Raw genomic sequence first — 22,716 nt, forward strand, 5'->3', positions numbered from 1 at the left:
TATTTTATTTTCTTAAGCGTCGATAACCTGCAAGCCCTAATAATCCTAGTAGCCCCCACATTCCAATTGCCCCACCACCACTTGAGGACGTATTCGTATTTTTAACTGTATTACGTAACAAGATTGTCGCTTTTTCTGACATTTTTTCATCAGCATCAAAAATCGCATAATCCATGCTGTAATTTGCCTGGCTTAAATTATTTTTTACACTAAATGTCAGCTGTCCACCATAACAGGTCTGATTTTGGTAGGTATCAGGACAGGCCCCTTGTCGCTCTGCCTTCAGTGAAACTCCCGCAGGCAGCTTAACAATATGAATCGGGATCTCTTTTCCATCTTTATCTTGATAAAAAGCCGACTTTCCTGATGGTAGAGGCCCATCCCCATCATCACTATCATTTTCAAGCGGATTTACCATCACTGTAAGATTATTCTCTGGACTAAGCCGATATTCATCATCTTTTGCAATTGGTGCAATGTTGTTAAAAGCTGCTCTTAAGAGGCCAGCACTGCTTACACCTGTAGCCTGGTCTTTAAGTGTATAACTACAGAACTCCATATCAACCGAACTGGTCTGCTTACCATCAGTGCGATACATCATGATCCGGTTTAAATCAGGTTTCCACTCACATTTAAGATTTGGATCATTGGGATTTCCTTCCACAGTGGTCGAATTACCAGTACCAATTAACTTACCAACACCTAAAGTTTTTACACTGACCTCATAATTTTCTGAATTTAAGGCTTTAATTTGAATCTTATCATTGGTTAGAGTTTCTTGAGGCATAGCCAAGATAAAAGGATTAATATAGATTGCACGATATTTCTGATATTGCTTGGTATATTTAAGCAAATCCTGATAACTTTTCAATTCTTCCTTTAAACCAGGAAGCTCATTTTCTGGAGTATTTTTATCAGCAATGATTTCTTCGAGATCATCTATATTCTCCTGATAAAAGTCATTGAGTTCTACCAAACTCTTATTTTGCAAGTCCGTAATATCGGCTGCAGTCAAACGTCGGATTTCAACTGAGCCGATCTCGCAAGTATTTTTTGCACTTGGATCAAATGTTAATGTGGATCCAATCACACGATCAATAAGTTGACAAAAATAACTAATGATGCGAAAAGGTTTTTTTAGTTAACAGATGTTCACACATGCCTAGAATTGTTTCTGTACCACTTAGTTTAGAACAGCGAGAACGACTCATTTTTCTGGTCAAGCATGCAAAACATTGGCGTGAAAGGCAACGTGCCCAAACTATTCTCTGGCTTTCCGAAGGTAAAAGTGTTGCGGAAGTTGCCACTCTACAAGAACGTATCCCAGAAACCATAAGGCTACAACGCCGACGTTGGGAATTGTATGAGTTTGAATCGATTAAAGAAGGTCATCGCTCAGGTCGACCCAATACATTGATCTCAGACTATCAGGCGAAAATCCTAGATTGGGTCAATACAAGTCCACTCAATGCAGAACAAATCCGAGTCAAACTACATGAAGAATACGAAGTGTCCGTGTCTGTTGAAACCATTCGTAAGTTTTTACGGGATTCAGGTATGGTCTTCAAGCGTACCCGTCATAGCTTGAAAAAAAAGAGATCCGATTGCATTTGAACAAGCAACACAGCAGATTGAAGAATTACGAGAGCAAGCGGCACGTGGTGAAATTATATTAGGTTATGTTGATGAAACAGGATTTTCATCTACACCTGATAACCGCTATGCGTGGACAAAGATAGGTGATGTTCATGCGGTTGATGCAATAAGATTAAAACGAGTTAATGTCATGGGGTGTTTGCTTTCAACGGGGAAACTGGTGACTAGTTGTTTACAAGAGTCAGTGACAAGCACTTGGTTTTATGCCTATTTAACTGGAATAGCTCAACAAGTAAAACAGACGTATAACCTTCCATTGGTTCTTATTGTTGATAATGCCTCGATTCATAGAAGTAAAAAGATGGCTGATTACAGAGAGCTACTTAAAACTAACTTTTCGACGAATCTGTATTTTATTCCAGCTTATAGCCCTGAGTTAAATCGAATCGAGATGGTATGGAAGCAGATGAAATATTATTGGCGAGATTTTCAAGTCATGACAGCTGACAAAATAGAGCAATGGGTGGAGAAAGTATCAAACCAATTCGGAAAAGAATACATGTTTACTTTTTAATGACAACTTACCACGCTGGTCTTGTTCAATACAGCCACTCACTCCGATATCTACCAAATCCGTTGCGGTCTGATTATCACGCGGGTAATATAACCCTAAATAGCGATTATCAATAGCAGGCTCAATATAATTTGTTAATAAACTGCTGATTATATTGTTAGAGACATCAAGATTATTTGAAGTAGTATCTTCGTCTAATTCTGGCAATACGCAACGTGATGGCCCAGTCGTTTGAATTGCATTTCGAATTGTAGAAAATTCAACACGTTGTGCCTTGGTCGGATTCCCCTGATTTAAGGCATATTCACAAGACAGGCCTTGGTTAAAGGCTAAAATATTGAAATTAAAATACCTAAACCCGGTATTGTCATAAAATAAAGTAGATTGGGCTGTATTTTCAACAATAGTATTACTTAATGCAGTTAAACTGGAGAATTTACTGAGCGGACGATTAACTTCATTCGTCATACGCACAATATGTCCTGTGGTACTGGCAGTATTCTTCGCAATAGTAGAGTTAACAATTTCTACTGTGGCATAGCCACAAAAATCAATAATACTGTTAGCAGTGTCTGAACCATTTTTAACAATACTACTGGAATTAATTTTCACATTGGTTTGAGTTGTACCTAAATTTCCCTGACAATCCATCGCCAGAACACTACCATATGAACTCGCCTGATTTTTTTGAATCAAAGAATCCTGAATGACAATATTCCTTTCCGTATTCATTGCTACACTATAAATCGCACCACCTTCTGCAGCTGCTCGGGAATTTACTATTTCACTGGTATTAATACTTAAAGGCCCTGCTACATAAAAAGTACCGCCATTACCTTTATCCAAGGTATTTATTGCTGCATAGCCATCCTTTAAGATCAGATGATGAATTTCCAGACTGGATTGACTGGCCATACTATTAAATAATCTGGTTTTCCCCTGGCCCGAAATAGTACTTTTTAAAGCCTCCCGGGTTGGATATAACAGCGTAATCGGACTACGACTAGCATAATTAAGCGGAGTTTTCCCATAAATTTTGAGCGCTGACTCTACGATCAGCTCTTTATCTAATTTGTACTCGCCTGCTTCAAGCTGAATCACATCTGCAGCTGAACCATCCAATCGAAGCGTACGTCCTACATTACATCCGCCATAAGATTTATCCAGTTTTGCAGTTTTAATGGCTTCTCGCAAAGAACAGGCATTATTATTCTCGCCATCTTCATCAGCAAAAGTAGTCACATATATCGTTTTATCTTCGGCTGCCATCAAACTCATGGCAGATAAAATCATGGCCGCAAGCAGTCCTTTTTTATAATTTTTCATGATTTTTCCTTAATCTTTTAATCCACGGCGTAAACCTATTAATCCGAGTAAAATCAGTAATCCACCACACCCCCATGAGCCGCCTGAAGTTTTGACTGCTTTGTCTTCCATTTCATTTTTTGGCTCCTGAACAATTTGAGTAGTAATAGTCAAATAAGGTTTACTTTTATTAAATCGTGTAGATGAGGTCACCACTTGTAGTTCGAAAATATCTGCTCCATGCCAGGTAGAATCGGGGGTATAAACGACATTGCCATGAATATCGATGATTGTTTTACCCTTGGAAGCTGTTTTGGTTTGTACCACTTTCAAACAGCCATCTTGCCAAGGCTCACCCGTCGGATTATGACCAACAATGGCATTACACTGTTCTTTTGGAATTAAATCACTATCTCCCAGATAAGATTCAATTGAAAACTTGGCAATTTCACCCTTTAACAGATCTTGTCCCACTAGACTGCCTGAAATTGGTATTGTGATTTCAACAGCACCTCGATCACAAAACAGATTATCCATCAAACGGTTGATCCCACGCTGATCTGCCGCCTCACATGCTACTGTTGGATTTGCTAAACTCAATCCTGTGCCTCTATTCACAATCGGTGATTCACTCACAAGGATATAGTTCAACAAAATTCGTGGGCGCATATAACCGAGAAATTGTCCTTTAGGAACGCTATATGGACAAAGTATGGCATTATTATTTTCTTGTAGGGTCTGACAAATACCTTCACTTTTATCTGAGGATTCAGCAAAAAGTCGTGTACCATTCCAGAACTGGTTCGGCGCGACGGCATCCCCTACACCACACGAGGCTGTCAGCAGATTATTTTGAGACACAGACTTATCACCAGTGATAATTTGGCAATCCTGTGTACCATTTCTTAAAATAATACTATTCGCTACATAAGCTCTTCCATACGGTGCATGGATATTTAAAGCAGTATTTTCATTGTCAACTATGGTGAGATTATTCAATCCCATCCCGTCCAGGACATTAATAAATACACCCTTATTTTTTAGTATCGTACTACTTAATACCTCCCCACTAATACCTTGATCTTTACTGGAGTCAGCAAACTGTCCCGCGCTATAAATATTGGTCGCGGAATTATCCAGTGTCTGATTATTTTTAAGTACACTTTGATAAATGAGGAAAGCAGGTAGCTCGCTATACAGGATCCCGCCTCGTTGGGCTTTATTATTTTCGATCAGACTATTTTTAATTTGTGCACGGCTTGTTAAGTTCTGACCAAACTTGCCAGCATTATAAATTGCCCCACCCAAGTTGGCAGCAGCATTAAATAGACGGTTATATTCTAGAATTAGCTGACCTTTATTATAAATTAGGCCACCTTGTTCAGCACAACTGGTTTTACCACAGCCTTCAAGATCCAGTTCTTTCAAATTTAACTGAACCAATGTATCTGTACTGTTGATCCGGAAAAGGTTATCAGTACCTTTCATTTGAATATGAGCATTATGCAAGCCTAATGCTTTTTCATCCGTACTGAATTCGCCATCACTTTCTGCGACCGCACGGATGGTAAGAGATTTTTTAATCGCGATATGCTGGTTCAACACATAGGTATTTTTTTCTTTTAAAATAATGGTACTGGATGAGTTCTCCCCACCACACCCCATAAAACCTGATTTAGCTAAGCCACGGTTAACATACTCAACAGCTTCTCGAAGTGAACATTCCTTGTCATCTTTTTCAATATCTTCTGTAGTGGTTACAATAATATCTGCACTATACGACTGCCCCGCTATACATAGCAAAGCTATGCCTATGCTCTTCTTGAGCATAACCTTCTCCTTAATTTTTATTTCTTTCTTTTTCTTCTAAAGTTGCAGAATCCTTGCAACAGCGAATTATTTTGCCTTACTGTGTCATAGACTGAGTAATTACTCAAGAATTTTTATATTTTACCGATATTCGTCAATCAAGGCATATATCTGCCGCAGATTAGCATTGCTGACTTTCAATTTTTCCCCTTTAAGCAATTGAATAATCTGCTCTAATCTTTGAAGCAGCACTGAAGTTTGATGTGGCCCATGGCTTAGTAAATAGTCAAAGATTTGAGGGTCTAAATGGATCCCACGACGATCGAGTACCGAGGAAACCAGCGCATAGCGATCAGCATACAAACTGCCACTCGGAACACGGGTACTGACCGCCTGCGTGAGACGGGATTGTAAATCTGGCAATTCGAGTTTGAGTTCGATAGGTGCAAAACGTGACGAAAACACCAACTGCCCACCACCTTCATTATTATAATTAATCAAGTGAAATACTGCGCGTTGCCAATGGGGTACGCCACTAATCGCTTCGATATCATCAAGTGCTACCAGATCAAAACGATCTAGAGAAGTAATCGCCTCAGTCGGTGCATCTAAAAGCTCAAGCAAAGATACCTGAATTGCAGATTTACCTACTTCCAGATAAGAGTCACAGATGGCAGACAACAAATGACTTTTACCTGTACCGGCTCCCCCATAGACATAAAAGCGGTTGATCAGGCCTGCATGTAATTGACGGACAGCATCAATGACATGCCCCCAACCCGGCCCTGAAAAATCACTGATTCGGGCATCGAGCTGAGGTTCTATATCTAACTGCAATTGACGCATACGATTTTTTGGCCTTATGAGTCTTTACGATGTGGATCGTGAATTTTACTTGAGTTCTCCTCTGCTTGCAGCGGTTTTTTCTGTGGCTTTTTCATTTCAATATCAACATCTAAGTCTGCTGTTTCAATATTGATTGAACCGGTAGATGCATCTTGTATGATAACAGCCCGATCACCATAAAATGGCGTATGTTCATAATACTCACGGATATGCCGCAGTAGTACCACAATCACGGCTGCCACCGGCAAAGCAATCAGCATGCCCAAGAATCCGGCCAGTTGCGCACCTGCCAGAACTGCAAATACTACAGCTACAGGGGAAAGACCGATTTTATCACCCAACAGGAATGGTTGTAGAATATAGCCTTCGACTGCCTGCCCGACCATAAAGACAATCCCGACCAATACCAGTTGCCACCAGTCGATTCCAAACTGGAAGAAGGTTGCAATGACTGCAGCGATAATTCCAACCGCAAAACCAAGATACGGAATGATACTGCACAATCCGGCAACCATCCCGATAATCAAGCCAATCTCTAGGCCAATGAGTTGCAGTCCCACTGCATAAACCACGCCCAGCAGAACCATGACCAGGAACTGACCTTTGACAAAGGCACCTAAGACACTATGACATTCACTCACAATAGTTAAGGTTGTTTTTTCATAAGGACGGGGAATTAGACGGCGTAAGCTATCCAACATACGATCCCAATCCAGCAAGAAATAAAAGGCAATAATCGGAATCAGGACAATCGTGCCGCCAATCTGGATAAAGTTTAGGCCAGACTGTGCCAGTTTTAGCAGCATTGCCTGAATACTGTCAGCACTATAATTGGTCTGGACATAGTCCATTACGACTGAGGAAATCTGATCGGTATCGATTTCCATCGGGACCAGATTAAAGCTATCGGAAAGCCAAGGTAAGAACGTGTAATTGATCCAGTGAATCCCGGCCGGAATGCTATCACGCGCATACATCAGCTGCTGCCAGACCAGTGGCACTAGATACCACATCACCAAGGTGACCACGACCCCAATCCCGATAAATACAATACTGATCGAGAGCCATCGAGCCAGCCCAATGCGGTGCAAAACATCGACCAAGGGGCTAAATAAATAAGCAATTAGAAAAGCTGCCACAAAAGGAACCACAACTGGTTTAAGCAGATATAAAACCCAAAGCATCAATGCTATACCAGCAAGTATAAGAATGCGCCGTAAGGTACGATCGACCATAGAATCTTGCCTTTTCTCTATTAATCATTCTAAAAATTAAAATATTTTAATAAAGATAGCATTTTAGGCCACAAATACCATAAGAGTTTTACATATTCAGGTTATAATCGCACCCGCGAATGCGGAGACTTCATTATGAGCAACTCAACTTCTACCCCAAACACTGGTTTAAGCTACAAAGATGCAGGTGTCGACATTGAGGCGGGCGACGCGTTAGTCGATCGTATCAAATCTGTCGCTAAGCGTACTTCACGTCCTGAAGTCATGGGCGGTCTAGGTGGCTTTGGTGCACTTTGTAAAATTCCTAAAGGTTATGAAGAACCTGTTCTCGTATCTGGCACAGATGGTGTTGGTACAAAATTACGTCTGGCACTGAATTTGAACCGTCATGACACAATTGGTCAAGACCTGGTTGCAATGTGTGTGAATGACCTTCTTGTTTGTGGTGCTGAACCACTGTTCTTCCTCGACTACTACGCAACTGGTCACTTAAATGTTGATGTTGCTGCAAATGTAGTCACAGGTATTGGCGCTGGTTGTGAACTTGCTGGCTGTGCATTAGTTGGCGGTGAAACTGCCGAAATGCCAGGCATGTATGAAGGCGAAGATTACGATCTTGCAGGTTTCTGTGTCGGTGTTGTTGAGCAAAGCAAAATTATTGATGGCTCTAAAGTCAAAGCGGGTGACGTTTTAATTGGTGTAGCTTCTTCAGGTGCACACTCAAACGGCTACTCACTGCTTCGTAAAATCTTAGACGTGAAAAACGTTGATCTGAATCAAATCGTCGATGGCCGCCCACTTGCAGATGTTGCAATGGAACCAACACGCATTTATGTAAAACCAATTCTTGAACTGTTAAAACACGTTGATGTCCATGCGATGGCACACATCACCGGTGGTGGTTTACCAGGTAACTTACCTCGCGTACTTCCAAACGGTGCTCAAGCGTTGGTAAATGAATCTTCTTGGGAATGGCCTGAGCTATTCAAACTTCTACAACGTGAAGGCGGCGTAGAACAATTTGAAATGTATCGTACTTTCAACTGTGGAGTCGGCATGGTGCTGGTTGTTGATGCAGCTGATGCAGACAAAACTGTTGAATTACTCAACCAGCTTGGCGAAAAAGCATGGGCGATGGGTCAGATTCAAGACAATACTGAATCAGTTGCAGATGCAGACGAAAAAATTCGTGTGATCTTTGCGTAATTTCGCATGATTAAAATTGCTGTACTTGTTTCAGGTAGTGGATCAAATCTGCAAGCCTTGATTGATGCCAATCTTTCAGGGCAAATTGTGGGCGTGATTTCCAACAAACCTGAAGCCTTTGCTTTAACGCGTGCACAACAGGCAGGCATTCAGACTGCAGTTATTGAACACAAGCAATATCCAAACCGTGAAGCTTTTGATGATGTCATGCATCAACAGCTTTTGGACTGGGATGTGGATCTGGTGGTACTTGCCGGCTTTATGCGAATTTTAAGTGAAAAATTTGTGAAAGCCTGGGAAGGAAAAATGTTAAATATTCACCCTTCCCTGTTGCCTTATTATAAAGGCATGCATACGCATCAGCGTGTACTCAATACCGGTGATGTTCTGCACGGTTGTACGGTGCATTATGTTACGGCTGAACTGGATGCAGGCCAAGCGCTTGCCCAAGGTGTTCTCAAGGTTTCTCATCATGATACGGTAGAAAGTTTGGCAACACGTGTGCATAGCCTCGAGCATGTGATCTATCCACAAGTCGTAGAATGGATTTGTAGCGGAACGATTCAACATACTAAAGATGGTGTGTTATATCGAAATGAGAAAATGCAAGCGCCTGTTCAATTCTGCAAGTTCTAAAAAAATTTAGATATAAAAAAACGCATCCTCGGATGCGTTTTTTTATTTCCAATATATTCAATAATTCAAGCAGACTGTTGCTGAATCAGCTGTTTGACCAAGCCAGCTACTTGATCAGGTTGTTCCAATGGGAACATATGTCCACCATCCACCACGGTAAAAGGAATACCAAATTTCTTTTGCACTTGCTGCGGGAACTTGCGGGCCAGAAATGGACCTTTCTTAGCCACAACTAAATGCACAGGAATTTTGGGTTTTGCCTGAGGCAACCACCATAGTGACGGATTGGTTCTAAAGACTGCGACCTCATCCATTTTAGGAATAGTGAGTTCTACCCCACCCCGGATGGGATCATCCTGCAAGGCATGGTCAATATAAGCTTGGAAGCAATCTGCATCAAAATCCTGATAAAAACCTTTAGGGCGCAGCAATTCAGCGGCTTGTTCACGTGAATCCCAATGGTCACGACGGCGTTTCGACAAACCTGCCGGAGACATTTTATCCAATGCTTTTAAACGAAAAGTCTTGGCGATATGCAAGGCAAAGGCTTCTTTGCCCATAATCATTGGCGGGTCCAGCATAATTATTTGTGAAAACAGTTCCGGGCGCTGTAAAGCGGCCTGAAACGTTAATACAGAGCCCAACGAATGTCCCAAACCAATCACGGGTCGGCCTTGAGATTGGCGTACAATACTGTCGATCACTTGCCGGGTCAGGCTTTTCCAATGGTTATCAACCGGATAACGCTTATTCGGCCCTAAAAGCGGCACATAGATAATATCGTAATCATCTTGCAATTCATCAAACAGCTTTTGATAGACTTTAGATGGCACGCCATTGGCGTGCGCGAAATGAATCAGTGGTTTCATTGCAGTGTCGTGCTATTTTCTGACTGAAGCTTCTGTGCAACTGAAGAAGCAATTCCATCCCCAATCGATGAACCCATACGACCCAAGACTGATTCAAATGGACTATATTCAATGGTGTAATTCAACACTTTTTCAGTTTTCAGTTCGCGTTTCAAGGTATTTAAGCTACCGATACGATCCGCAATACCTAATTTCACCGCCTGATCACCGGTCCAGAACAAGCCAGAGAAAATAGCAGGATCATTGGATTTCAATTTATTGCCACGTCCTTGTTTAACTGCATTAATAAAGTGACCATGCACATTATCCAGCACACCCTGTACGTGGGCTTTTTGCGCAGGATCAACCGGCTGAGTCATAGACAGCAAAGCTTTATTTTCACCTGAAGTCATGGTGCGATCTTCAACGCCTAACTTTTGCAATAGATTAGTCACACCATAATTCGGCATGATTACCCCAATTGAACCAACCAGACTCGATGGATTGACAATAATTTCATCCGCGGCTGAAGCAATATAATAAGCACCTGAAGCCCCCGTATCGCCAATCACGGCATACAGTTTTTTCCCAGGATGCTGTTTTTTCAGATACTGAATTTCCTGCCAGATCTCATCCGACTGTACCGGTGAACCGCCAGGTGAGTTGATATTTAGTACCACTGCTTTGCTTTGTTTATTTTCAAAGGCTTTTTTCAATGATTTGATGGTATTGCTACTGTTGACACTCTGCTTGTCGGCTGCAATCGTACCCACAATATCCACGACTGCAATATGAGAACCCGCACCAGCGCTGGCATCTGACGAGACTGAACTACAGCTCTTGCCCAATGCCAGAATAACCACAAGCAGATAAGCAAAAGTCAGGAATTTAAAGAAAATTCCCCAACGGCGCGCACGGCGCTGTTCTTCTACCGAAGCTAAAACTGCTTTTTCAAGCAATTTCCATTCCGGACCAGTCGGTTGAACTGGCTGTTGCGTATTTTGTATTTGATTTTCAGGTTTTGGTGGCCAATCGGACATAAATAATCCAATAAATTGATTTATATTGAATCCATTATATACACTGAATCGGGTAATTCTGTCTAAACAAAACGTTTTCGCCTATAATAAATTTTGTTCTCTTTTTTTGTACTTAGACGAAATCAATGACGAAACAGGGCTCACGGAATTCAGCTTACGGATTACTCAAATACATTAGCCGCCAACCGCTTCCGGTTTCTCGCTGGATGGCCCGTATTCTGGCCTTTATTGTGAACAGTTTTAAAGTCACTAAAACTTCGGAAGTCATTCGTCTCAACCTTGAAATCAGTCTTTCAGAACTGTCTAATCAGGAACGTGAACAGATTAACCGTGCTGCGGTTCGCAATGAATTAATGTCATATTTCGAGTTCTTTACTATTTGGGGCTCAAGCAATCAGAAAAATCTTAAACGCGTTCATCGCGTTATTGGCGAAGATCTACTTCATGATGCCATTGCACAAAATAAAGGCCTCGTGTTAATCGTGCCGCATTTTGGTACCTGGGAAATTATGAATGCCTATATTGCCCAGTTCACTTCAATGACCATTATGTATAAACCTGTGAAAAATCAGGCTGCAGATCAATTTGTACGGGCTGCCCGTAGCCGGGAACAGGCGCATCTGGTACCGACCGATGAATCTGGCGTTCGTCAGATTTTTAAGGCCTTAAAACAAGGCGGCACTACGGTCATCCTGCCGGATCATACCCCGAATATCGGTGGTGAATATATTCCCTATTTCGGCGTGCCTTTGGCCACGAGTAATTTGAGTGCTAAACTGATTCAAAAGACCAAAGCGCGTGCCCTGTTTTTATATGCCTTGCGTAATACTGATGATGGATTCGATATCTTTATCGAAACGGTTGATGAAAAAATTTATAGTGGCAATGCCAATCAAGGCACGCAAGTCATTATCAATAGTATTGAAAATTTAATTCGTCGCCATCCGGAACATTATCACTGGAGTTATAAACGTTTTAATGCGCATCAAGACTTAGGAAATCTCTATAAACTTGAACATGAACAAGCCCTGAACAAAGTAAATGCGTTGAGAACACAAGAACTACATGAAGTTTCGCCCATATTGGAATCAGTCACTTAAAGGCTGACGATACAACCACTGCCATCCATGTCGTTCGGCAGAAAGCACCAGTTTTGAGCCTTGTTGCTGGAAGTGCACACTCCCCTGTTCTGCCGTGGTCAATAATGGAATATTAAGAGCTTTTAACCGTTGCTGCGTCAGTTGGCTCGGGTGGCCATAACGGTTAAATTTCCCAGCCGAGGCAATCGTCAATTTAGGCCGCAAAACTTCTAAAAATTGATAGGCTGAACTGTGCTGACTGCCATGATGCCCGAGTATCAGCACATCGACCTGAAGTTCGGGATAGTCTTGGAGCAGCTGATATTCAGTTTCCCAACCCGCATCCCCCATCAGTAAAAAGTTTTGATACGGTCCGGCATTTTTAACTTGCAGATATATCACACAAGAGCGGTCGTTTTTATTGAAGTTTGGCGTATTTAACTGCTGCTGCCGAGGTGCCAGAATTTTAAAGTTAATCGTCTCAGACCATTGCCATTGCTGTCCTGCATAACAAAACTGAAAACTTGAAGAAGCAGCTGTTTCAGGCATCTGATTGGATGACACTTGCTTGATGTTTAATTGATCTTTAATGCTGAAATAAGCACCGCTATGATCCTGATCCAGATGAGTCAAAATTAGTCGATCCAGTTCTCCAACACCTTGCACAGATAGAAACGGCATAATCACTTGCCGGCCAATACTGAATTTTTCTTCATTATAATAACCACCCATGTCAATCATCATGCTGTGTTGCCCGTCACGAATGAAGATGGCCTGTCCCTGCCCGACATCCAGAACAGACAGCTGAAATGCATGCTGATTAAGTTGAGGAATGCACAGCGGTACACAGGCAATTGCTGTCCAGCTTTTGGGCACTAAGCCACGCGGCAAAAAGACAATTAACAAGCCCAAAATACATAGAGCAATCATCCAGACATTCATGGCTACCGGAATCAGTTGTGGCGCAAACAGCCGATCAAGCAGATTCAGAAATGCCAGCAGCATATGAATAAAAATATCATTGAGCTGAAACAGCAGACTCGAAAGTGGTTCAGAGATGAAAAATAATAAAGCCGCCAGAATATCTACGGGAACTATCAGCAGGCCAATCCACGGGATAGCCACCAGGTTACTTAGCGGCGTAATCCAGGCGATCTGCTTAAAGAACAGCATCATTAAGGGAAACAGGGCCAGAAAAATTTTCCACTGCGACTCCACTAAAACTTTCATTGCAAAATACAGCCATTGTAATGCTGTTTGTATTGTTTGATGCGGTTGCTGCTGAATGGTTTGATAGATTCGCAGCAAGACAAAACAGGCTCCATAAGACAGCCAGAATGCGGCCGATAAAATACTAAAAGAATCAAATAACAACAATAAGGCAGCACTTAAAATCAACAGTTTTAATGGCTGCACACTTTGCCTGAGCAACAGCGTAAAAGTCACAATCACACAAATCAGTAAAGTGCGTAACGCCGGAATTTCAAAACCGACGAAGGCACAATACAGCAGTACACATAATAAAAAAGGCAGACTCAAAAAATACTGCCTTGGCCATTTCAGATAAATCTGCGGTGTGTACCTTGAAATCAGATATTGCAACGTACCACAGACAATAAAGGCAAAGATCAGGACATGCGGTCCGGAAATCGCCAGTAAATGACTCATGCCAAAACGCTGGAATTTCTGCTCAGTTGCTTGATCCAAAAAACTTTCATCACCGCTTAATAAAGCCAGTAACAAGCCTTTCTGCTGTACCGGCTGTCTGGCCACAAACTCTCTTAAAGCCAGTCGCTGTTGCTCTACCCAAAGCAAAAATCGCTGATCCAACTTTTGTTGCTGGCGTAGATATTTGCCATGACCTAGTGCATAGAGTTGTTGCGGTTGCAACTCCTGAATGCTTTTGATCCGGAAACCGGCCATAACATTTTGCTGCAATGCCCACTTTTCTGCATCAAAAGCACCCGGTGTCGCATAACTATGGTTAGGTCGAATCTGGCCTTGTAATAAATAATAGTGTTCCAGTTCAAGAGTCTGCTGTTTGGTTTCATCATTTACTAAACTGGATGTGACAGGATCTGAAACTGGCAGAAAACCCATCCATTTGACTGTAGTGCCATCAGGGTTAAGCACATGCAGGGCTTGCTGGATATTCTGATCGCCCAGTTTATTCAGCTCTTTGATATAGACCACGATTTCTTTTTCAGAGACCGCGTGCTCTCGTTTGGATAAACGTTCAGCCAATTGCAGATTGGCATAAGCATGACCTAAAAATAGTCCCAAAAGCAGGCTTGATCCAGTGATCAACAAGCTTCGCAGTGGTGTATTCAAGATGAGCTTTAATTTATGGCAACACAGATACCACAACAGCGCAACGATCAAAACTGCCGTTCCGCTCAGTTGAACAGACAGGAAACTTTTCCCCATACACGCAAGGCCTAAAATCCAGCCAATACATAGCCACTGCAACATTGAATCTTATTCTGTCTTGTTATTATTTTGCCCAATAATAAAGCCCACCGGAGTGAGCTTCAATCAAATGCGAATATTCTCGTTATTTATGGTTCAATCCAGAGACCATCCTGCATATGTAAAATCCGATCTGCTGCATGGGCTAGCTGTTCATCATGCGTCACAATCAGCATCGCCATATTGAACTCACGTTGCAATTCGGTCAGCAGTTCAAAAATCTTTGCTGCAGTCTTGCGGTCTAGATTTCCGGTCGGTTCATCGGCCATCATCAGTTTAGGTTTACCGACCACTGCACGCGCCAAAGCTACACGCTGACGCTCACCTCCGGATAATTCACCCGGCTTGTGAGTCAGACGATGCGAAAGCCCAACACGTTCCAGCAAATATTCGGCCTGCTGTTTGGCTTCCTTAAACTTCATGTTGTCGCGTAACATCAGCGGCATGGCCACATTTTCCAGTGCCGTAAATTCTGGCAACAGGTGATGAAACTGATAAACAAAGCCCAAATGCTCATTCCGCACATAACCGCGTTCTGCTTCAGACAAGGTATCAAAACGGCGGCCATTCACCATGACCTGACCTGACGTCGGGCGATCCAATCCACCCAAAACATGTAATAAGGTACTTTTGCCTGAACCACTTGAACCTACAATCGAAACAAACTCACCTGCTTTTACCTGTAGCGACAAGCCGCGAATCACATCGACAGTGGATTTACCATCGGTAAAGGACTTGTGAATATTTTGGGCATCTAAAATCAGATTACTCATAACGCAATGCCTCTGCCGGTTGAATTTTTGCTGCACGTAAAGCCGGATAAATCGTCGCGACAAAACTAAGTGCCAGTGACAAGCCTACAATCACCAGAACATCTTGCCAGCGCAGATACGAAGGTAAGTAGTTAATAAAATAGGCATCAAACATATTCAGACCTAAAGTATTGTTCAGCCACCCAATAAAGCTACTGATACTGGTTGCCGCAATAATTCCGAGGATAGCTCCTGCGCAAGTTCCAATGACCCCAATCACGGTGCCTTGTACCATAAAAATTTTGGTAATGGTGGCAGGTGAAGCACCCAAAGTTCGTAAAATAGCAATGTCCGATTTTTTATCCGTCACCACCATCACCAGTGAAGACACAATATTAAATGCCGCGACTAGAACGATCAGGAATAAAAGCAGGCTGACCATGGCTTTTTCCATCTGAATCGCGCTGAACAGATTACCATGGGTATACGTCCAGTCCGAAGCATAGAAATTCGCCGGTAAATCACGCACAATTTCCTGAGACACTTGTGGTGCCAGGAAAATATCATCCAGTTTCATCCGCACACCCTGCGCACCATCCGGTAGACGCAGTAAAGTTGACGCATCATTTAAAGCGATATAACCCATCATTGAGTCGACTTCAGCACCAATACTGAAAATTCCCACGACTTTAAAACGCTTAAAACGTGGGACGACACCGGCGGGTGAAGGGGTGGCTTCTGGCAGAACCAGGGTAATATTGTCGTTTAAACCTACACCCATGGCATCGGTCATTTGCTTGCCCAAAACAATACCGAATTCACCTTTTTTAAGGCTGTCGATACTGCCCTCAACCATATGGTTTTGTATGATCGAAACTTTTTTCTCATACTCGGGTTCAATCCCGCTGACCATGATGCCAGCGACCTGACCCTGTGCGGTCAGCATACCTTGTAATTGAGTAAAAGGTGCAACCCCCTGGACATGTTCATGCTGCTCAATCTGCTTTGCAAGTTCAGGCCAATTTGTTAAAATTTGCGTCGAGGAAACAGTCGCTTGAGGTATCATTCCCAAGACACGATTTTTCAACTCTCGGTCAAAACCATTCATCACAGACAAGACTGTAATGAGGACTGCCACACCGAGTGTAAGGCCGATCATTGAGACCAACGCGATAAAAGAAATGAAGTGGTTACTACGCCGTGCGCGAGTATATTTCAACCCTATATACAGCGAGATTGGTTTGAACATAACCATCTAGTCCGAGGTAATAAATTATGGAAAATGTACAGCATCCAAACGGATTTGCGGAAAGACGCGTCATGTCTCGAATCGATGCTGCCTTACGAATTAATTATCAGATTATTTCCGATGATGTTGCCTTGAATGATCCTTACGATCCTAACTTCGTGTTGCCCCGCTATTTTCTACTACTTGCAGAACTAGATCAATTTGATCATGCGGTTAACTACGAATTAGAACAATTATCTGAAAAAGATCAACAAATTGCTCGAATCTTATCCTTATTCAACCAAAAATTAAACCTTATTACCGGTTCTTTGTATGACGCAATTGTACAAAGCATGTTACCTGTACCGGAACAGGTGAACTTTTCAGAAACCGGTTTTAGCTTCTTTAATGAGCGTCCTATCGCTGAAGGCACTTATCTGCACGTGACTTTGAGTCATCCGGAAAATTTCTTCCATATTGCAGCAACCGCTCAGGTGGCCTACAGTCGCGAAGAAGAAAATGGTAAATATCGGACAGGTGCGTATTTTATTACCATGCATCCACAAGATCGTGTCAAACTGGGTGAATGTGTCAAAGCCGACTTTGCTTAAATCGCTGACTTAGTGGTGCTGGTTTGTTGATGGCAGGCGGGCAGCATAGCTGGCTTTAATTTCTCTGGAAAAATATAACAATAAACCCGCCAGCAAAATGCCGACACTAACAACTGCTGCACCGGATAGTTTTTCATCATTGAGAAGTACGCCGACAAATAAGGCCAGCATCGGTGTCAGCACTGTGGTCAAAGACAAGGTCGTCGCCTTGATTTTCTGCACCAGTTTAAAATAACAGAACATGGCAATCAGTGAAGCCATCACCACAGCATATCCCAGTCCGATCAGTGATTTCGCCTGTGGCATCTGGGTAGGCGCAAATTGCCAGATAAAAGGCAGCATGGCACAGGCCATGAGGGCTGAAACCGCGATCGAACCAGCCGCTTGTGCCATGGGCTGCAAAGGTGCATTGACCTTTTTCACCCAGAACATTGACACACAATAAATAAACACGCTGAGTAACATCAGGCCGATGCCCACGGGCTGAATATGCTGATCTTTGCCACCCACACAAATAATCCCCAGTCCCAGCAGTGCAATTGCCATGCCGCACCACTGTGAAGGATAGAGTTTGAGTTGAAAAACGAAACGGCCAATCAGGCCGGTAATAATCGGGGCCAGTCCGAACATCAGGGCAATAATGCCTGAACTCAGATAATCCGTGGCCAGATAAGTGAAAATCTGTGAGCCGATAAAACTACATGCACCTGCCAGGTAACTGTGCATGGATAATTTATCTAAGGGAAAACGGGTTTTAAACAGCCACAACAAGGTAAATGCAAAAGGTAAAGCCAAAAAGAAACGCAATGCCAAAGCCCAGAGCGGATGCAAATCCGTCACACTCCAGACAATAGCTAGCGGTGTCGTTGCCCAGATAAAAACCAATAAAAGATAGGTGGCAATCATATTGGTTTGTGTGGGCATGCGAGTCACTCTGAATAAGGCTTAAAGCGCGGAAGTTTTACGTTTTTGTTTTTGGATGGTCTGATCGAGTGCGCTGGAAAATTCGCGTTTATCCCGTTCTGAAATCGGGGGTGGCCCACCCGTTTGCACGCCAGCTCCGCGTAAGCTGTCCATAAAATCGCGCAGGTGTAAGCGCGCTTTGACATTGGCCGTAGTATAAATTTCACCACGGGGATGAATCGCAATTCCGCCTTTTTCAATCACTTCCGCAGCCAAGGGAATATCTTGGGTCATGACAATATCATGCTCTTTCATACGCAGAATAATTTCTTTATCTGCAGCATCCGCCCCACTCATCACCTGAATTGAATTAATTCTGACCGAAGGTGTAATACCTACCGGCTGATTGGCAACAAAAGTGACTTCCAGCTGATAGCGATCCGAAGCACGAATAATCACATCTCGCAGCATACGGGGCAATGCATCGGCATCGACCCAAAGTTTGAATGGCAACACAGGGCTTCCCATTAAGGTATAAATCATGGTTATTCTAGCAAATTGCAGTGATCAGGTTGATGATTAAATCGCTCCATTTTCATTGCATCCGCTTTCTGTATTTTAAAAAGTATGTGCCCGGTAAAACTGGCGTGATTCACACGAGAAAAAAATTGACTTCATTTGACTGGCATTTTAATTTTAAAATTCATTCGATTGACTTGAAAAATCGCAATGACCCTCGATTAACTATAAATACATCATCCAAGATCAATTGTGCATATGAAAAATCAGAATAGCCCAGAGATCATCACCATTGATGATCAAAATTTCGGTAGTCATGTCGAACACTGGACCTTGCTCACCGACAATCCGGGCACAGATGTACCACAGTGGTTAGGCAAAGCTCTTGATGAACCAATCATGCCGATGGGCCTTTGTACACAAGAATGTGATATGGATGCAGAGACTTGGCTGATTCAGGGACCGAGTAAAGCTGCGGTACAGTTGAGTCAGGTGATTGCCGTCGAAAACAACAAACCTCAAGCGGTAAAAACTGCATTTCCGTGCTTTGACAGTCCTTATCAGGTGAAAGCCACGATTGACCGGATTATTAGCTGTAAATCCAATACTCAGGCTGTATTGCGCCTGAATCTGGGTGCTAACAATATTATTTACGCTTTCGATAGCCTGTATAGCGTCAATCATCCGCATTATGAAAAAGACCAGTCCTATGTGGTGAATCTGAATGGCTGGGCCTATGAACTTGAAGCGGTCGCAGATCATGAGCATCTGGTGGTTGATGATCCGGCTTCGATCAAGCACCACCGTGCCTTGAATGATATTCTGGCTGCCAATAATGGTGTAGCACCGGATAATTTGCAGGAACAGATTGATGCCTGGCAGCCGCAGTGCGAAGAAGATAAAGAACCTGTAACCGTAGATTTTTCTAAAATGGTAGCTTATCTATACGGCGAAACCATGGGTCAGGAAGATGAAGCCTGGTTCCAGGGCAATATTGTCGGTAAAACGACTATGCAGTTTATGGGTCAGGACTATACCCTTTATGATGTCACCCTCATTCATGATGAAGGCCAGCCTGCGACCTTGATCCGGATTGCAACGCGGAATGACCAGTACAGAGACTTCCAGATTGGCCAGTATATTCGTGGCAACTTGTGGATTCAGGCCAATATTTATAGAAAAGCGGCCTAAGTTCAAACAGAAAAAGAAGATATTCATTTTGATGGGTATCTTCTTTTAATCCATTTATATCCTTAGGGTGTGTTGACACTTTTAGCTTAAAAAAATAGCGAAGTAGTAAAATCAAATCGCCAAACCCAATTTTACTATTCGCTATGCCTCGTACCATGCTGACAGATCAACACTGGCAAAAGTTGAAAGTTATTCTGCGTAATTTATCCATTCACCACAACTCAAATTTACGCAATTTTATTGAAGCTATTCTCTATAGAATTAGAACAGGCTGTCCGTGGCGAGATATTCCTTGTTGTTTTGGTCATTCAAACTCTATTTTCAAACGTTTTAATCGTTGGTCAAGCAGCGGTAAGTTACTTAGATTATTCAAATTACTAGCCTCATGCCCCGATATGGAGTGGATTTTTATTGATGGCTCTCATGTACGTGCTCATCAACATTCTGCCGGTATAGCGAATCAATCTATTTCTAAAAGTGTAGGAGGAAACTCCTCAAAAATACATTTGATTGTTGATGCACATGGCAATCCTATTGATTTCATGATTACCGATGGAACCACACATGATGTTAAAGTTGCACCTGATTTAATATCAACATTAGATTTAAAAGAGACAAAAGTGGTATGTGCAGATAAAGGCTATGATTCAGAACCACTGCGTGAACAGATCAGGAAAACAGGGACTAAAGCGAATATACCAAAGAAAACAAATAGCCAATCGAACAATGACCATATGGACTGTTATTTATATAAAATCAGGCATTTAGTTGAAAATATGTTTTGTAGATTAAAGCAATTTAGAGGAATAGCTACTCGATATGACAAGCTCAAAAGAAATTATCAAAGTTCTGTTGCTTTAGCCTGTATATTTTTATGGCTACCTTTATAGGGTTAATTATGAACAGTAAATGTCAACAGACCCTATTTGTCATTTTAATTTTTGATTATTTTTTATACATATTTTCTGGCTTAATAATCTATTTAAATTCATTAAAAACCGAGTTATCCACATTTTTAAATTCAAATAAATTCATTTTAAATATTTAAAATAACCCTAAAAACCTTGTAAAAATAAGCGATTGATTTCTCATATAAATAATCTGTTGTCATACAAATCTAATATTTAAATAAAAATGAAATTTATGCTCTTTAATTAAAAATGTACTTTATTTAATCAATTTTTTATGATAAAAATACTCACAACAAATTAGTATTAACGATAAATAGATCGGACAATAAATATCTATGAAAATCGTGCAAGAAGAAACATTACAACAGGTCGAGCATCATCTTAGCTCCCGCTATAATATTGATATGATGTCCTGCCTTTTTTTCATGTTGGGGATGCTGATCTGCGGATTCATCCTGCATACTTTTATTTTCTAAAATTATTGTACTCATAAAAAAAACCCAGCCTGTGCTGGGTTTTTTCGTTTCAGGAATTAACCATTGCGTTTGGCAAAGTCATCCATAAAGTTCACCAATGCCTGCACGCCTTCTAAAGGCACAGCATTATAAATACTTGCGCGCATACCACCCACTGAACGGTGACCGGCAAGATTCAATAAATGTTGTGCTTCTGCTTCTTTCAGGAACTGTTTCTCAAGATCTGCATTAGCCAAGGTAAATGGGACGTTCATGATTGAACGGTTTGCTTTTGAAATCGGATTCGCATAAAAATCGCTTTGATCGATATAACCATAAAGCAAGTTAGCTTTCTCAAGGTTCACTTTGTGCATGGCATCTACACCGCCATTTTCTAGCAACCACTCAAACACCAGACCAGACAAGTACCATGCATAAGTTGATGGTGTGTTAACCATTGAGCCATTTTTCGCTTGATCTGAATATTTCAAGATGCTTGGAATTTCAGGTTTAGCTTGATCAAGTAAATCTTCACGAATGATCACCAGCGTTAAACCAGCAGGCCCGATATTCTTTTGCGCACCCGCATAGATCAAACCAAATTTAGAGACATCTACTGGCGCAGATAAAATACTAGATGAATAATCACAAACTAATGGCTTGTTTGTTTCAGGAATTGAAGCAAATTGCAGACCGCCAATGGTTTCATTATCGGCATAATGCACATAAGCTGCATCATCAGAAAGATTCCATTCGCTTTGTGCACTGATCGCATATTTGCCATCAATTTGGATACCTGCTTTTACAACATTGATATCGCCATAACGCTGCGCTTCTTTCAAGGCTTTTTCAGACCAGATACCGGTATCGATATAGTCTGCTTTGTTGTTTTTGCCAAGCAGGTTCAATGGAATTGCCGAGAACTGTAATGATGCCCCACCCTGCAAGAACAATACTTTGTAGTTCTCAGGAATATTCATGAGTTTACGTAAGTCTGCTTCCGCTTTTTCAGCCATGGCAACATAGTCGGCACTACGGTGGCTCATTTCCATGATCGAAAGACCTTTGCCGTGCCAGTCAAGCATTTCAGCTTGAGCTTTTTCAAGTACGGCAGTCGGTAATGCAGCAGGACCAGCACAGAAGTTGTACGCGCGCATGATTTTTCCTTTCAGAGTGAAACACAATAAAATGATGGCATTTAACCATATCTGGCAGGGTCTTGCACAAAATTATTTCAATCTATGAGTCAAGATAGAGTCAAAAAATCAATGTAGATTCACAAGATAAATTGACCAGTATTTTAGCCTGCTGTTTTTATCATCTTTGAACTAACAATTGAAAATATTCAAGATTAAGCCATTTTTTGATTCTAGATATTCCATTAAAAACAGCCGATAAGTATTTGAAATACAGATGTAAAAGAAACAATACTATAACTTTACACTAGTTCTATCTACGAACCTTTGATTTATACTAGCGGGATAACATTACCGGCTTTAAATC

General features: G+C 41.8%; 20 protein-coding genes and 2 pseudogenes. 8 read left to right on the top strand and 14 right to left on the bottom strand.

What is annotated here, in order from left to right; all coding sequences use genetic code 11:
* Positions 1-4 precede the first annotated feature (4 nt).
* Positions 5-1,099: pseudogene (locus F891_RS10695) on the bottom strand (CSLREA domain-containing protein); the annotation flags it as partial.
* A gap of 59 nt (positions 1,100-1,158) precedes the next feature.
* On the opposite strand from F891_RS10695, the gene F891_RS10700 reads away from it, so the two are divergent.
* Both F891_RS10700 and F891_RS10705 read left to right on the top strand, forming a co-directional pair.
* Entirely contained in the window at positions 1,159-1,614 is a 456-nt protein-coding gene (locus F891_RS10700; RefSeq protein WP_004647755.1) for a helix-turn-helix domain-containing protein, read from the top strand.
* A 16-nt stretch (positions 1,615-1,630) separates the two neighbouring features.
* Positions 1,631-2,170: an IS630 family transposase gene (locus F891_RS10705; RefSeq protein WP_225554437.1), complete on the top strand. Its 540-nt coding sequence runs from the start codon at positions 1,631-1,633 to the stop codon at positions 2,168-2,170.
* A gap of 9 nt (positions 2,171-2,179) precedes the next feature.
* On the opposite strand, the pseudogene F891_RS10710 reads toward F891_RS10705, so the two are convergent.
* The 4 genes and pseudogenes from F891_RS10710 to cxpE all read right to left on the bottom strand — a co-directional run.
* Positions 2,180-3,496: pseudogene (locus F891_RS10710) on the bottom strand (CSLREA domain-containing protein); the annotation flags it as partial.
* A gap of 9 nt (positions 3,497-3,505) precedes the next feature.
* On the bottom strand, positions 3,506-5,305 hold the full coding sequence (gene rbtA, locus F891_RS10715; RefSeq protein ID WP_005263486.1) for a rhombotarget A: 1,800 nt from the start codon (positions 5,303-5,305) through the stop codon (positions 3,506-3,508).
* Between the two features lie 120 nt (positions 5,306-5,425).
* The gene (gene hda, locus F891_RS10720) at positions 5,426-6,130 is read right to left on the bottom strand and encodes a DnaA regulatory inactivator Hda (protein WP_005103862.1); all 705 of its coding nucleotides are present in this window, start codon (positions 6,128-6,130) and stop codon (positions 5,426-5,428) included.
* A gap of 14 nt (positions 6,131-6,144) precedes the next feature.
* A complete protein-coding gene (gene cxpE / locus F891_RS10725; protein ID WP_005263489.1) occupies positions 6,145-7,365 on the bottom strand; it encodes a chloramphenicol efflux transporter CxpE in 1,221 nt (406 codons plus the stop codon).
* Positions 7,366-7,500: 135 nt separating this feature from the next.
* Between cxpE and purM the strand changes: the two genes are divergently transcribed.
* Positions 7,501-8,571, top strand: coding sequence for a phosphoribosylformylglycinamidine cyclo-ligase (gene purM / locus F891_RS10730; protein WP_005263492.1), 1,071 nt, complete (start codon positions 7,501-7,503; stop codon positions 8,569-8,571).
* Positions 8,572-8,577: 6 nt separating this feature from the next.
* A complete protein-coding gene (purN, locus tag F891_RS10735) occupies positions 8,578-9,207 on the top strand; it encodes a phosphoribosylglycinamide formyltransferase (protein ID WP_004279130.1) in 630 nt (209 codons plus the stop codon).
* 65 nt (positions 9,208-9,272) lie between these two features.
* Here purN and F891_RS10740 read toward each other — a convergent pair whose 3' ends face one another.
* Positions 9,273-10,076 (bottom strand): alpha/beta fold hydrolase, encoded by an 804-nt coding sequence (locus tag F891_RS10740; RefSeq protein WP_005263494.1) that lies wholly within the window; start codon positions 10,074-10,076, stop codon positions 9,273-9,275.
* Positions 10,073-11,095, bottom strand: a complete 1,023-nt coding sequence (gene sppA / locus F891_RS10745; protein ID WP_005263496.1) for a signal peptide peptidase SppA — start codon at positions 11,093-11,095, stop codon at positions 10,073-10,075. Before sppA ends, F891_RS10740 begins: the two co-directional genes overlap by 4 nt.
* Before the next feature lie 125 nt (positions 11,096-11,220).
* Between sppA and F891_RS10750 the strand changes: the two genes are divergently transcribed.
* On the top strand, positions 11,221-12,195 hold the full coding sequence (locus tag F891_RS10750; protein WP_005263498.1) for a lysophospholipid acyltransferase family protein: 975 nt from the start codon (positions 11,221-11,223) through the stop codon (positions 12,193-12,195).
* Here the strand turns inward: F891_RS10750 and F891_RS10755 are convergent.
* The 3 genes from F891_RS10755 to F891_RS10765 form a co-directional block, all read right to left on the bottom strand.
* The gene (locus F891_RS10755; protein ID WP_004731763.1) at positions 12,184-14,646 is read right to left on the bottom strand and encodes a DNA internalization-related competence protein ComEC/Rec2; all 2,463 of its coding nucleotides are present in this window, start codon (positions 14,644-14,646) and stop codon (positions 12,184-12,186) included. The genes F891_RS10750 and F891_RS10755 overlap by 12 nt on opposite strands.
* A gap of 86 nt (positions 14,647-14,732) precedes the next feature.
* On the bottom strand, positions 14,733-15,416 hold the full coding sequence (lolD, locus tag F891_RS10760; protein ID WP_004731766.1) for a lipoprotein-releasing ABC transporter ATP-binding protein LolD: 684 nt from the start codon (positions 15,414-15,416) through the stop codon (positions 14,733-14,735).
* Positions 15,409-16,644 (bottom strand): lipoprotein-releasing ABC transporter permease subunit, encoded by a 1,236-nt coding sequence (locus F891_RS10765; RefSeq protein ID WP_004731768.1) that lies wholly within the window; start codon positions 16,642-16,644, stop codon positions 15,409-15,411. The genes lolD and F891_RS10765 overlap by 8 nt, the downstream gene beginning before the upstream one ends.
* A gap of 26 nt (positions 16,645-16,670) precedes the next feature.
* On the opposite strand from F891_RS10765, the gene F891_RS10770 reads away from it, so the two are divergent.
* Positions 16,671-17,234, top strand: coding sequence for a PilZ domain-containing protein (locus tag F891_RS10770; protein ID WP_004731770.1), 564 nt, complete (start codon positions 16,671-16,673; stop codon positions 17,232-17,234).
* A 9-nt stretch (positions 17,235-17,243) separates the two neighbouring features.
* On the opposite strand, the gene F891_RS10775 is transcribed toward F891_RS10770, so the two are convergent.
* Both F891_RS10775 and F891_RS10780 read right to left on the bottom strand, forming a co-directional pair.
* A complete protein-coding gene (locus F891_RS10775; protein ID WP_004731772.1) occupies positions 17,244-18,158 on the bottom strand; it encodes a DMT family transporter in 915 nt (304 codons plus the stop codon).
* 21 nt (positions 18,159-18,179) lie between these two features.
* Positions 18,180-18,665 (bottom strand): YaiI/YqxD family protein, encoded by a 486-nt coding sequence (locus F891_RS10780; RefSeq protein WP_171054293.1) that lies wholly within the window; start codon positions 18,663-18,665, stop codon positions 18,180-18,182.
* A 249-nt stretch (positions 18,666-18,914) separates the two neighbouring features.
* Here F891_RS10780 and F891_RS10785 point away from each other — a divergent pair, with 249 nt between their 5' ends.
* Both F891_RS10785 and F891_RS10790 read left to right on the top strand, forming a co-directional pair.
* Complete coding sequence (locus tag F891_RS10785) at positions 18,915-19,847, top strand: hypothetical protein (protein ID WP_004731774.1); 933 nt, start codon at positions 18,915-18,917, stop codon at positions 19,845-19,847.
* Between the two features lie 143 nt (positions 19,848-19,990).
* On the top strand, positions 19,991-20,737 hold the full coding sequence (locus tag F891_RS10790) for an IS5-like element ISAba31 family transposase (RefSeq protein ID WP_004731777.1): 747 nt from the start codon (positions 19,991-19,993) through the stop codon (positions 20,735-20,737).
* 380 nt (positions 20,738-21,117) lie between these two features.
* On the opposite strand, the gene F891_RS18435 is transcribed toward F891_RS10790, so the two are convergent.
* Together F891_RS18435 and serC are read right to left on the bottom strand one after the other, a co-directional pair.
* The gene (locus tag F891_RS18435; protein ID WP_017397656.1) at positions 21,118-21,249 is read right to left on the bottom strand and encodes a hypothetical protein; all 132 of its coding nucleotides are present in this window, start codon (positions 21,247-21,249) and stop codon (positions 21,118-21,120) included.
* Positions 21,250-21,290: 41 nt separating this feature from the next.
* Complete coding sequence (gene serC, locus F891_RS10795) at positions 21,291-22,370, bottom strand: 3-phosphoserine/phosphohydroxythreonine transaminase (protein WP_004731779.1); 1,080 nt, start codon at positions 22,368-22,370, stop codon at positions 21,291-21,293.
* Positions 22,371-22,716 lie beyond the last annotated feature (346 nt).

Origin of the sequence: Acinetobacter sp. CIP 101966, assembly GCF_000369725.1 — a bacterium.
Classification (GTDB): domain Bacteria; phylum Pseudomonadota; class Gammaproteobacteria; order Pseudomonadales; family Moraxellaceae; genus Acinetobacter; species Acinetobacter lwoffii_Q.

What these genes read in the sequence shown, in the direction of transcription:
- F891_RS18435 (WP_017397656.1), bottom strand. Translation starts at nt 21,249, where the DNA reads ATGAGTACAATAATTTTAGAAAATAAAAGTATGCAGGATGAATCCGCA.
- F891_RS10785 (WP_004731774.1), top strand. Translation starts at nt 18,915, where the DNA reads ATGAAAAATCAGAATAGCCCAGAGATCATCACCATTGATGATCAAAAT.
- sppA (WP_005263496.1), bottom strand. Translation starts at nt 11,095, where the DNA reads ATGTCCGATTGGCCACCAAAACCTGAAAATCAAATACAAAATACGCAA.
- F891_RS10700 (WP_004647755.1), top strand. Translation starts at nt 1,159, where the DNA reads ATGCCTAGAATTGTTTCTGTACCACTTAGTTTAGAACAGCGAGAACGA.
- F891_RS10750 (WP_005263498.1), top strand. Translation starts at nt 11,221, where the DNA reads ATGACGAAACAGGGCTCACGGAATTCAGCTTACGGATTACTCAAATAC.
- F891_RS10790 (WP_004731777.1), top strand. Translation starts at nt 19,991, where the DNA reads ATGCCTCGTACCATGCTGACAGATCAACACTGGCAAAAGTTGAAAGTT.
- cxpE (WP_005263489.1), bottom strand. Translation starts at nt 7,365, where the DNA reads ATGGTCGATCGTACCTTACGGCGCATTCTTATACTTGCTGGTATAGCA.
- lolD (WP_004731766.1), bottom strand. Translation starts at nt 15,416, where the DNA reads ATGAGTAATCTGATTTTAGATGCCCAAAATATTCACAAGTCCTTTACC.
- F891_RS10780 (WP_171054293.1), bottom strand. Translation starts at nt 18,665, where the DNA reads ATGGGAAGCCCTGTGTTGCCATTCAAACTTTGGGTCGATGCCGATGCA.
- F891_RS10740 (WP_005263494.1), bottom strand. Translation starts at nt 10,076, where the DNA reads ATGAAACCACTGATTCATTTCGCGCACGCCAATGGCGTGCCATCTAAA.
- F891_RS10775 (WP_004731772.1), bottom strand. Translation starts at nt 18,158, where the DNA reads ATGCCCACACAAACCAATATGATTGCCACCTATCTTTTATTGGTTTTT.
- serC (WP_004731779.1), bottom strand. Translation starts at nt 22,370, where the DNA reads ATGCGCGCGTACAACTTCTGTGCTGGTCCTGCTGCATTACCGACTGCC.
- F891_RS10765 (WP_004731768.1), bottom strand. Translation starts at nt 16,644, where the DNA reads ATGTTCAAACCAATCTCGCTGTATATAGGGTTGAAATATACTCGCGCA.
- purM (WP_005263492.1), top strand. Translation starts at nt 7,501, where the DNA reads ATGAGCAACTCAACTTCTACCCCAAACACTGGTTTAAGCTACAAAGAT.
- rbtA (WP_005263486.1), bottom strand. Translation starts at nt 5,305, where the DNA reads ATGCTCAAGAAGAGCATAGGCATAGCTTTGCTATGTATAGCGGGGCAG.
- hda (WP_005103862.1), bottom strand. Translation starts at nt 6,130, where the DNA reads ATGCGTCAATTGCAGTTAGATATAGAACCTCAGCTCGATGCCCGAATC.
- F891_RS10755 (WP_004731763.1), bottom strand. Translation starts at nt 14,646, where the DNA reads ATGTTGCAGTGGCTATGTATTGGCTGGATTTTAGGCCTTGCGTGTATG.
- purN (WP_004279130.1), top strand. Translation starts at nt 8,578, where the DNA reads ATGATTAAAATTGCTGTACTTGTTTCAGGTAGTGGATCAAATCTGCAA.
- F891_RS10770 (WP_004731770.1), top strand. Translation starts at nt 16,671, where the DNA reads ATGGAAAATGTACAGCATCCAAACGGATTTGCGGAAAGACGCGTCATG.